Genomic DNA, 12,020 nt, shown 5'->3' on the forward strand with positions numbered 1-12,020 from the left:
ACCGGTCGCAGGACTGCCGCCACCACCGAATGGCGGTATGCCATGAGTCACGCCCCGCCCGGGGCGCACCTCATGGAAGGGACCGCTGATGCTTCTCCGACGCGCCGCCAGAACGATCGTCACGTGGACCGCCGCCCTCGGCGCGGTAGTGGCGTTGACCACAGCGCCCTCAGCCGCGGCCGCCTCACCACGCGCGATGGTCCCGGACGGGGTGTACAGCATCACCTTCGGCGGTGACGAGGACTCCGTCCTCACCCCGCTGTCGGACCAGAAGGGCGCGCCGACCGTCCTCCTGCCGCCGACCGGCGATCCCGCCTACCAGGAGTGGGAGCTGGTCAGGGACAGCAAGTTCACCCAGATCATCAGGAACATCAACAGCGGCCTCTACCTGACTCTGGGCGGGCAGCAAGCAGCCGACCACCGGCCCGTCGTCGCCGGCCCCTACCCGTACTCGTGGGTCGTGCGCACCGGTTCGGTGCCCGACCGCGTGACCATCCGGGCCTGGGAGGCCGGGTTCGCGCTGGACCGGTCACCGATGCTGATCTACCCGCCACGAGTCGACGTCCAGACGTCCCGTGGCGACCTGAGCCAGGAGTGGGTGCTGACCCCGCACGAGTAGCGGGTGCAGACCCGAGGGCCGGTGTCCACCCAGGACACCGGCCCCCGTCACATCACCGCCGCACCACCACATCACCGCTCACCGCCACAAGCGCTCACCGCCGAGCGAGCGCCACCAACGCGACCGCGAGCACACCCATCCCGCACCACGACACGAGCGGCAGGCGTTCGTCCAGCACGACCACGCCCAGCACCGCCGCCACCGCCGGCTCGGCGAGCGTCAACGTGGTCGCCGCCGCCGCGCCCGTGTGCCGAAGCCCGCGGGCGAACAACAGGTACGCGGCGAATGTCGTGAACACCGCCAGGTGCGCGGTCACCGCCAGCCCCGACGGGCTCGCCACCCACCCGACACCGACGACCGCCACCACCGGCAACGTCAGCGCCGACGCGCCGCCGAACACCACGCCCACCACTGCCCGGGACGGGTGCCCGAGCCCGATCAGGTGCGCGCAGATCACCGAGTACGCGGCGTACGACAAGCCCGCGACCAGCGCCAACCCCACTCCGACCAGGTCGACGCGGGCGTCGCCGCCACCCAGCACGAGCGCCGCGCAACCGACCACCGCGGCCGACGTGAGCAGTGGCCGCGAGCGCAGCCCCAGCACGATCGGCGCGGTGGCCAGCGCCACGGTCGTGCCCACCGCCACACCCGTGCGCGCGACCGCCGGGTAGAACGCGAGCGCGTAGCCCGCCACGGTCACCGCGCCGAGCAGCAGCAACCTCCGGTCGGCGGTCCGCAGCACGGCACGCGTGCCGCGAGCGGTCAAGAACAGCAAGCAGCCACCCACCACCAGACCCGCCGCGCCGACGGCCACGGCCGGTGCGGAGGCGGGCGCCATCGAGCTTGCGGTGCCGGTGGTGCCCCACAGGACGCACGCGGCCAGGATCGGCAGCGGTCCGCGGGTGGAACGAGCACGTGTTTCCACGGCAGAGGTCGACACGAGGTCTCCGTTCGCGAGACGAGAGGGAAGAGGACGCGAACGGGCGCACCGCGTGACCGGATCACGGCGTGATCGGGTCAGGCAGGCGAGAAGGCGTGCGTCAGCGAGTGCGCCCGGTCAGGCGCACGGCGGCGGAAGGACCACGTGCCAGTGGGTGTTCACGACCGGCATCGTAGACGACCGCCGGCCGGTATCGTGGGGATCATGGACATCGGCGTCGCGGATGACCTGCTGCGGCGGTCCCTCGTGGTCTACAAGTTCGCGGTCGACGAACTCATGACGAAACTGCGGATCCTCAGTGAGGAGTTCGACCTCGTCCACCGGCACGACCCCATCGAGCACGTGACGCACCGCGTGAAGCGGCCCGACGCGATCCTCGACAAGCTCCGGCGCAAGGGGCTGCCGGCGGACCTGTCGCTGGCCGCCGAGCACCTGGACGACGTGGCGGGCGTGCGGGTGGTGTGCCCGTTCGTGTCCGATGTGTACCGCGTGCGCGACATGCTGGCCCGGCAGAGCGACGTGGAGATCCTGCGGACCAAGGACTACATCGCCGCGCCGAAGCCCAACGGCTACCGCAGCCTGCACCTGATCGTGCGCATCCCGGTCTTCCTGTCCGACCGGGTGGAGCACGTGAAGGTCGAGGTCCAGCTGCGGACCATCGCGATGGACTTCTGGGCCACTTTGGAGCACAAGCTGTACTACAAGTACGACGACCAGGTGCCCGCGGGTTTCGTCGAGGAGCTGACCGCCACCGCCGCCATCGCCGCGGAGCTGGACGCCCGGATGCAGGTCCTGCACCACGAGGTCCAGCGGGACTGAGGGGGCGTGCCCGCACGCCAACCACCCTCCCGCCGCACCCACGCACGCCCAACGTAGGACTCACACGTCCCGAACGTAGGACTCACGCGCGCCCGACGGCGGACTCACGCGCGCTGAACGTAGGACTCTCGCGGTCCGAGCGTTGGACTCTCGGTCCGGGCCGTCAATCGTGAATGTGCCACACGTCACTACCGACGTGCCGCGCCGCTACGCCCGAGTAACGTCAAACGACGCCAGACAAAGAAGGTTACGGCCATCTCGGAATCTCAACGAAAATCCATCTGAACGGAGCAGGTAGATAATTCATACGCCCCCTGATGGACAGGCTACCGACACCCGCAAGCCGTTGACACGCGACTGCGAATAACCCTCGCGTACTGCAGGTATTTACGAGACCACACGGTCCAAACCCGGCCGTTCGAGTGAATCCCGGAAGTGCTTCTTCCACCACGGAGTCACCCTCCCCTCAAAATGGGGAGTAGCCTTTCCGCAAATGCTCCGTTCGGCGGTCGCGACGATCTCCCGGTGACAGCCACCGTTGGGCCGCGCCCCGGTTACTCATTGACACTGTGGCTCATTCTCAGAGGATCACGCATGGACACCGACCGGATCTCCACTCGATTAGCGACGCTCGCCCGCGCCCACCTGGTGCCCGGCGCGCAGCTCGCCGTGCACCACCAGGGACGCACGTGGACGCACGAGGTGGGCTTGGCCGCCGACGCGGCCGTGCCCATCGGCTCGATCACCAAGACGTTCACCGCGACCGTCGCCATGGCCCTGGTCTCGGACGGGGACCTGGACCTGGACGCGCCGCTGTCCGACCACCTGCCCGGGGTGGCGGCCGGCGAACTCACGCTGCGCCACTTGCTCAGCCACACCGGCGGCCTGCCGTCGGACCCGGAGGACGTGCGCACGACGTCACTGCGCCACCACGTCCGGCAGGCGCTGCGCGAGCTGCACCCGCTGCACGAGCCCGGCGCGGGCTTCTCCTACTCCAACATCGGGTACTCCCTGATCGGCCACCTGATCGAGGTGGCGACCGGGATGACCTGGTCGGAGGCGGTGGAGGCGGTGCTGCTGCGCCCGCTCGGGGTGCGCGCCAGGTTCATCACGACCCCGGACGCCGACGTCGTCAGCGGCCACGCCGTCAACACCGCCACGGGCCGCGTGGTGCCGGTGGCGCAGTCGCTGACGCCGGTCGACGCGCCGGCCGGCGCCCTGGCCGTCAGCGCCGCGGAGCTGGTGACGTTCGGCCGGATGCTCGGCGGCGGCGCGCCGCACCTGATGGGCCCGGACGACCTCGCCCTCATGCGCGAGCCCGTGCGCCACGCGGAGCCGTTCGGCATGGCCGACGGCTGGGGCCTCGGCCTGGCGCTGTTCCAGCGCGACGGCGTCCGCTGGGTCGGCCACGACGGCACCGCCGACGGCACGTCGTGCCACCTGCGGATCAACCCGGCCGACGGCACCGCGGTCGCCCTGACGACCAACGGCAGCAGCGGCTGGGGCCTGTGGCGCGAGCTCGTGCCGGAATTGGCCGACGCGGGCCTGCCCGTGGCGGATTACGACGGAATGAGCGGGCTGCACCGCCGCATCGCCCCTCCGCCGGACTGCACCGGGCGCTTCCGCAACGGCGACGTCGAATACGCCGTGCGCGCCGTGGACCGGGAGCGCCTGGCCCTCACGGTGGACGGCGAGCCGTTCGCCGACCTGTCGTTGTTCGACGGGCTCGTGTTCGCGATGCGCGATTCCGACACCGGCGACACCAACCAGACGGGGCGTTTCCTGCGCGACCCGGGCGACGGCGGTATCCGCTGGATCCAGATCGGCGGCCGACTCGCCCGCAGGCAGGTCGCGAAAACGGGTTGAATTTCACGTTTGAACCCCAGCGGAATGGGTAAGCCGCGCCCCTGAGCCAGAAAGGCACCTCTCGCGATGACGCACGCCCGCACACTGCCGGAATTGATCGCCGCGCAGGCGCTGCGCACTCCCGACGCACCCGCGGTCATATCGGCCGAAGGTGTGGTCTGCTACCGGGAACTCGACGAACGCGCGAACCGACTCGCGCACCTGCTCCTCGCCGAGGGGGCGCGGCGGGAGCACGTGGTGGCGGTGGCCATGCCGCGCTCGGTGGACAACGTGGTGGCGCGGCTCGCGGTGCTGAAGACCGGCGCCGCGTACCTGCCGATCGACCCGGACTACCCGGCCGACCGGATCGCGTTCATGGTCTCCGACGCCGAGCCGCTGCTGGTGCTCTCCGACCTGCGGGACCTCACGGACCGGCACGACGACGGCCGGCCGCGGCCGGCCGACCAACCCGTCACCGCGCCCGACGTCGCGATCCGGCCGGAGGACCCGGCGTACGTGATCTACACGTCCGGGTCGACCGGCCGCCCGAAGGGCGTCGTGGTGCCGCACCGGGGTTTACCGGCGTTCTCCGCCGCCGAGGTGGCCCACTTCGACGTGCGCCCGGGCGACCGGGTCCTCCAATTCTCCTCACCCAGCTTCGACGCCTCGGTGCTGGAGCTGTGCATGGCCCTGCCCGCCGGCGCGGCGCTCGTGGTGCCGCCGCCCGGACCGCTGCTCGGCGACCAGCTCGCCGAGGTGATCGGCACGTTCGGCGTGACCCACGCGCTGATCCCACCGGTCGCGCTGGCCACCGTGCCCGACGTCGAGCTGCCGACGTTCCGCACCCTGATCGTCGGCGGTGACGCCTGCCCGCCCGACCTGGTGGCGAAGTGGGCCCCCGGGCGCCGCATGATCAACGCCTACGGGCCGACCGAGTCCACCGTGGTCACGTCGTGGAGCGAGCCGCTCGAGCCGGGCGGCACGCCGCCCATCGGCCACCCCATCCCCGGCACCGAGGTCCGCGTGCTGGACGACGACCTTCGCCCCGCCCCCGAGGGCGAGCTGTACGTCACCGGCGTCGGCCTGGCCCGGGGCTACCTCCGCCGGCCGGGGCTGACCGCGCAGCGGTTCCTGCCCGACCCGTTCGGCGAGCCCGGCGCCCGCATGTACCGCACCGGTGACGTCGTCCGCACCCGTGCCGACGGCCAGCTGGAGTTCGTCGGCCGGGCCGACCACCAGGTGAAGATCCGGGGCTTCCGGGTCGAGCCCGGCGAGATCGAGGCGCTGCTGCGGCAGCGGCCCGGCGTGGAGCACGCGGTCGTCGTCGCGCGCGGCGAGCCGAAACGGCTGGTGGCGTACGTGGTCGGCGACACCGCGGGTCTGCGGGAGCACCTGGTCGACAGACTGCCCGACTACCTGGTGCCTTCGGCGTTCGTCGAGCTGGAAGCGTTCCCGCTGACGCCCAACGGGAAGCTGGACCGGGACGCGCTGCCCGAGCCGGTCGTCGGCGACGTCCCGGAGGACCACGTCGAGCCGCGCACCGCGGCCGAGCGCCGCGTCGCCGCGGTGTGGTCGGACGTGCTCGGCGTGCCCCGGGTCGGCGCGCACGACGACTTCTTCGCCCTCGGCGGCGACTCGATCCTGGCCGTGCGGGCGCTGTCGCGGCTCGGCGGGCTGCCGGTGCGGGCGATGTTCGACCACCGCACGGTCGCCGCGCTCGCCGACGCCCTGCCCGACCAGGACGGCGCGCCGATCCCCCGCGTGCCCCGGGTCAAGCCGCTGCCCCTCTCCTCAGCCCAGCGCCGCCTGTTCTCCCTGGACGGCACGGCCGAGCAGAACACCGCCGTGGGCATCCGGCTCACCGGTCCGCTGGACGTGCCTCGTCTCGCCGAGGCGCTCGACGCGCTGGCCTGCCGGCACGACGCGCTGCGCACGACGTTCGACGTGGTCGGCGACGAGCCGGTGCAGGTCGTCGCGCCGCACGGCACGATCCCGCTGCGCGTGCTGCCCGCACCGGGCGCAACCCAGCCGGCCGCGACCGAGCTCGATCCGACAGACCTCGGCCTGGACGAGCCGTTCGACCTGCGGCGCGGCCCGCTCACCCGCGCCGTGCTCAGCCCCCTCGGCCCGGACGAGCACCTGCTGACCCTCGTCCAGCACCACATCATCACCGACGGCTGGTCGGTGCAGGTGCTGCTGACCGAACTGGCCGAGCTCTACGCGGGCAACCGGCCGGCCGAGCCTCCCGTGCAGTACCCCGACTTCACCGCCTGGGACCGGTCGAGGCCCGAGGGCGACCCGGCCTACTGGCGAGACCGGCTCGCCGGCATCGAGGCGCTCGACCTGCCCACCGACCGGCCCCGGCCACCGCTGCGCACCACGTCCGGCTCGGTCCTGCGGCGTCCGCTGCCCGCCGACCTGGTCCGCCGGCTGGCGGCCGTGGGCCGCGCGCACGACGCCACCTTGTTCATGACGCTCACCGCCGCCGTGCAGGTGGTGCTGTCCGCACGCAGCCGGCAGCGCGACATCGCCGTGGGCACGGTCAGCTCCGGCCGCGACCGCGCCGACCTGGAACGCGCGGTCGGGTTCTTCGTCCGCACGCTCGTGCTGCGCTCGTGGGTCGACCCGGACCTGCCGTTCACCGCGTTCCTGGACCAGGTGCGGGACACGGCGCTGGAGGCCTTCGCGCACGACGACGTGCCGTTCGACCGGGTGGTGGAGGAGGTCCGGCCCGACCCGGACCCCGGCCGCACGCCCCTGGTGCAGGCCGTCGTGGCCCTGCACCAGCCGCTGCTGCCCGGCACCGCGTTCGGCGAGCTGACCGCGGCCGAGCACGACCTCCCGCGCCCGGTGGCCCGGTTCGACCTGGTGGTGGAGTTCTGGCCGCGCGGCGACGACCTCGCGCTGACCGTCGAGTACAACACCGACCTGTTCGACGCCACCACGATCGAATCGCTGACCGACGACCTGGACGCGTTGCTGCGCCTGGTCGTGGACGACCCGGACCGCCCGCTGCACGACCTGACCGAGTTGGACTTCCCGCCGGACGACACCGTGCGGATCCGGGGCTTCCGGGTCGACCTCGCCGAGGTCGAGCAGGCGATCCGGCGGCACCACGAGGTGACCGACGCGGCCGTGGTCGTGGCCGACAAACGACTCGTCGCCTACGTCACGCCCCCGGTGAACCCCTCGGCGCTGCAAGGGTTCCTCGGCCAGGTGCTGCCCGCGCACGCCGTGCCCGCCACGTTCGTCGGCCTCGACCACCTCGACCGGGACTCGCTGCCCGCACCCCCGGACGAACGCGCCGAAGCCCGCTACGTCGCACCCCGCACGCCCGTCGAAGCCGTGCTGGCGGACGTGTTCGCCGAAGTGCTCGGCGCGGCCCGGGTCGGCGTCCGGGACAACTTCTTCGCCCTCGGCGGCGACTCGATCCTGGGCATCCAGGTGGTCACCCGCGCCCGCCGCGCCGGCCTGGTGCTGACCTCGCGGGACATCTTCGCGCACCAGACCATCGCCGCGATCGCGCCGCACGTCACCCGCGACCTGCCGCCCACCGCCGACCAGGGCGCGGTGACCGGCGAGGCGCCGCTCACCCCGATCCAGCGCTGGTTCCTCGACGGCCACGCCGTGCGGCCGGAGCACTTCGACCAGTCCGTCGTCGTCGACCTCGACCCCGACCTCGACGTGCCCGCGCTGCGCACCGCCCTCACCGCGCTGGTCGAGCACCACGACGCGCTGCGCACCCGGTTCGAGGGCGACCGCCAGGTGGTCGGACCCGTCACGGGTGCCGACCCGTTGGCGCTGGACCACTTCGACCTCACCCGCGGGCCGCTGCTGCGGGCCGAGGTCCTCGACGGCGGGTCGGTCCGGCTGACCGCGCACCACCTCGTCGTCGACGGCGTGTCGTGGCGCGTGCTGGTCGAGGACCTGACCACCGCCTACCGCCAGGCCCGCGCCGGCGAGACCGTCCGCGTCGGCCGCAAGACGACGTCGTTCCGCGACTGGGCGATCCGGCTCGCCGACCACGCCGCGCACGGCTTCGACGCCGAACTCGCCCACTGGACGGCCGTGGCCGCCACCCCGACCGGCATCCCGGTGGACCGGACCGGCCCGAACACGGTCGGCTCGCAGCGCGAGGTCACCGTGCGGCTCACCGCGAGCGAGACCGACGCCCTGCTGCGCGACGTGCCCGGCGTGTACCGCACGCAGGTCAACGACGTGCTGCTGACCGCGCTGGGCCGGGTGCTGGCCGACTGGACCGGCCGGTCGCGCGTGCTGGTCGACCTGGAGGGCCACGGCCGCGAGGAGCTGTTCGCCGACGTCGACCTGTCCCGCACGGTCGGCTGGTTCACCACCGTCTTCCCCGTCGCGCTCGACCTGCCCGCAGGCGACTGGGGTGACGCGCTCAAGTCCGTGAAGGAGCAGCTGCGGGCCGTGCCCGGACGCGGCCTCGGCTACGGCGCGCTGCGCCACCTGGCCCGCACCGCGCCCGCCTGCGACCCCCGGGTCTCGTTCAACTACCTGGGCCGGTTCGACGCCGACCAGCGCGACCTGGAGCTGTCCGCCGACCCGCGCGCGCCGCGCCCGCACCTGCTCGACGTGGTCGGCCAGGTGCGCGGCGACCGGCTGGAGTTCACCTTCCACTACAGCGAGCACGCCCACGACCGGGACACCGTCGCCCACCTCGCCGACGGGTTCGCCGCCGCGCTGCGCGGCATCGTGGCGCACTGCGCCGAGCCGGGCACGGGTGGCCGCACGCCGTCGGACTTCCCGCTGGCGCGCCTCACCCAGGCCGAGGTGGACCTGATCACCGGCGAGGACGCCTACCCGCTCACCCCGATGCAGGCGGGCATGGTGTTCCACGGCCTGGGCGACAAGGGCGTGTACTTCCAGCAGACCACGTTCGTCGTGGACGGCGTGACCGACTCGGCCGCGTTCGCCGCCGCCTGGCAGCGGGTGGTCGACCGGACGCCCGTGCTGCGCAGCAGCGTGCTGTGGGAGGGCGTGCGGCAGCCGTTGCAGGTCGTGCACGAGCACGTCCGGGTGCCGTTCACGTTCCTGGACTGGAGCAGGCTCGACGAGGAGGCCCGCGCCGGGCGGCTGCGCGACCTGCTGGCCGAGGACCGGGCCGAGGGCATCGACCTGACCGCGCCGCCGTTGATGCGGGTCGCGATCGCCCGCCTGTCCCCGACCAGCGTCCAGGTGCTGTGGACGTTCCACCACGTGCTGCTGGACGGCTGGAGCGTCTTCCACGTGCTGTCCGACGTGCTCGGCGAACCGGCCGAGCGGCGGCCGTTCCGCGACTACGTGGCCTGGACCGCCGAGCAGGACGAGGCCGCCGCCCAGGCGCACTGGCGGCGGGTGCTGGCCGGGTTCGACTCGCCCACGCCGCTGCCCGCCGACCGCCCGGCCGAGCACGGCACGTCGTCGCAGCGGCTCGAGGTCGAGCTGACCGACGACGAGTCCGCGTCGCTGTACGAGTTCGCCCGCCGGCACCGCGTCACGCCGAGCGCGATCGTGCAGGGCGCGTGGGCGCTGCTGCTGGCCCGGTCCGCCGGCCGGCGTGACGTCTGCTTCGGCGCGACGGTGTCCGGCCGGCCCGCGGAGCTGCCCGGCGTGGACGCGATCACCGGCATCTTCATCAACACCCTGCCGGTGCGGGTCCGGGTCGACGGCGCGACGCCCGTGGCCGACTGGTTGCGCGCGTTGCAGGACGCCCAGGTCGAGTCGCGGCGGTTCGAGCACGTGCCGCTGGCCGACATCCAGGCGTGGAGCGAGGTCGAGCGCGGCACCAGCCTGTTCGACAGCGCGGTGGTGTTCGAGAACTACCCGGCCGACCTGGCCGAGGGCATGGGCCTGCGGGACCTGGCCGCGGTCGAGACCACGAGCTTCCCGCTCAGCGCCACCGTCTACCCGGCCGCACGGCTCGGCGTGCTGCTGGGTTACGAGCCCGCGATGTTCGACCGCGCCACGGTGGCCCGGCTCGGCGACCGGCTGCGCAGGCTGCTGGTCGGCCTGGTCGCCGACCCGGACCGGCCGATCGCCGACGTGCCGTGGCTGGCCGAGGACGAGATCCGCCAGGTGATCGTGGACTGGAACGGCACGGCGGTCGGCGAGCCCACGGCCACGATCCCCGAGCTGTTCGCCGCCCAGGCCGCCCGCACGCCGGACGCCGTCGCGGTGACGTGCGAGGGCGGGCGGTTGACCTACCGCGAGCTGGACGAGCGCGCGAACCGCCTCGCCCACCACCTCGTCGCGCGCGGCGCGGGACCGGAGGCGGTGGTGGCGTTGACGTTCCCGCGCTCGATCGACCTCGTCGTCGCCGTGCTGGGCGTGCTGAAGTCGGGCGCGGCCTACCTGCCGCTGGACTCCTCGTCACCGGCCGACCGCATCTCGCACATCCTCGCCGACGCCCGTCCCGTGCTCAGGTTGGACCGGCTGCCGGACCTCTCCGACCAGCCCGCCACGGACCCGAAGGCGCCCGTGCGGCCGGACAACGCCGCGTACGTGATCTACACGTCCGGCTCGACCGGCCGGCCCAAGGGCGTCGTCGTCCCGCACTCGAACGTGGTCCGGCTGTTCTCCCGGACCGACCACTGGTTCGGCTTCGGACCCGACGACGTGTGGACCCTCTTCCACAGCTACGCCTTCGACTTCTCCGTCTGGGAACTGTGGGGCCCGCTCCTGCACGGCGGCCGACTCGTCGTCGTGCCCTACGAGACCTCGCGATCACCACGCGACTTCGCCCGGCTCATCGCCGACGAGGGCGTGACTGTGCTCAACCAGACGCCATCGGCGTTCTACGAGCTGCTGGAGCACGCGCCCGACCTCGCCGTCCGGTACGTGATCTTCGGCGGTGAAGCCCTCGACGTGCGCAAACTCTCCCGGTGGCACGGGTCCGGCGCGTTGATCAACATGTACGGGATCACCGAGACCACCGTCCACGTCACCTGGACGCACGCCGACGGCTCGATCGGCGTGCCCATCCCCGACCTGCGGGTCTACGTGCTCGACGACGACCTCAACCCCGTGCCGCCTCACGTGCCGGGCGAGATGTACGTGGCCGGGCCGGGCCTGGCGCGCGGCTACCTCGACCGGCCCGGCCTGACCGCGTCGCGGTTCGTCGCGGACCCGTTCGGCCCACCCGGTTCCCGCATGTACCGCAGCGGGGACCTGGCCCGGTGGGAGGACGGCGCGCTGCACTACTTGGGCCGCGCGGACCAGCAGGTGAAGATCCGCGGGTTCCGGATCGAGCTCGGCGAGGTGGAATCGGCGCTCGCCGCGCATCCTGCCGTCGCCCAGGTCGTTGTAGTGGCGAACGAACAACGCTTGGTGGCGTACTTCGTGCCGGACAAGCCGACTACGGCGTCGGAGCTGCGCGACCACACGGCCGAGGTCCTGCCCGACCACATGGTGCCCGCGGCGTTCGTCGCACTGGAAAGCCTGCCGTTGACCGTGAACGGCAAGCTCGACCGCGTCGCGCTCCCCGCGCCCGAGCGCGACGCGGTCACGTCCTCCGCCTACGTGGCCCCCCGCACCGAGACCGAGGACGCGATCGCCGCCATCTGGGCGGACGTGCTCGGCGTCGGCCGCGTCGGGGTCGAGGACAGCTTCTTCACCCTGGGCGGCGACTCGATCCGCAGCCTGCACATCACGTCCCGGACCAAGGCGGCGTTCGGCGTCGACCTGTCCCCACGCGACGTCCTCACCGCGCGCACCGTGTCCGCCCTGGCCGACCTGGTCGAGGAACTGGTGCTCGCGGACCTCGAAGCCCTCGCTGCCGACACGGAGGCGTGA

The 12,020-nt window shown here is 72.7% G+C and carries 5 protein-coding genes; 4 read left to right on the forward strand and 1 reads right to left on the reverse strand.

Features of this window, described 5'->3' with window-relative positions; genetic code table 11:
• Window positions 1-88 precede the first annotated feature (88 nt).
• The gene (locus tag LNK82_RS20250; protein ID WP_230568592.1) at window positions 89-619 is read left to right on the forward strand and encodes a ricin-type beta-trefoil lectin domain protein; all 531 of its coding nucleotides are present in this window, start codon (window positions 89-91) and stop codon (window positions 617-619) included.
• 94 nt (window positions 620-713) lie between these two features.
• On the opposite strand, the gene LNK82_RS20255 is transcribed toward LNK82_RS20250, so the two are convergent.
• Window positions 714-1,559: an EamA family transporter gene (locus LNK82_RS20255; RefSeq protein ID WP_230568593.1), complete on the reverse strand. Its 846-nt coding sequence runs from the start codon at window positions 1,557-1,559 to the stop codon at window positions 714-716.
• 204 nt (window positions 1,560-1,763) lie between these two features.
• On the opposite strand from LNK82_RS20255, the gene LNK82_RS20260 reads away from it, so the two are divergent.
• From LNK82_RS20260 to LNK82_RS20270, 3 genes are all read left to right on the forward strand, one after another.
• A complete protein-coding gene (locus LNK82_RS20260) occupies window positions 1,764-2,378 on the forward strand; it encodes a GTP pyrophosphokinase (RefSeq protein ID WP_230568594.1) in 615 nt (204 codons plus the stop codon).
• A gap of 594 nt (window positions 2,379-2,972) precedes the next feature.
• Complete coding sequence (locus LNK82_RS20265) at window positions 2,973-4,244, forward strand: serine hydrolase domain-containing protein (RefSeq protein ID WP_230568595.1); 1,272 nt, start codon at window positions 2,973-2,975, stop codon at window positions 4,242-4,244.
• Window positions 4,245-4,337: 93 nt separating this feature from the next.
• On the forward strand, window positions 4,338-12,020 hold the full coding sequence (locus LNK82_RS20270) for a non-ribosomal peptide synthetase (protein WP_230568596.1): 7,683 nt from the start codon (window positions 4,338-4,340) through the stop codon (window positions 12,018-12,020).

It is taken from the genome of Saccharothrix luteola (assembly GCF_020859565.1).
Lineage (GTDB): Bacteria > Actinomycetota > Actinomycetes > Mycobacteriales > Pseudonocardiaceae > Actinosynnema > Actinosynnema luteola.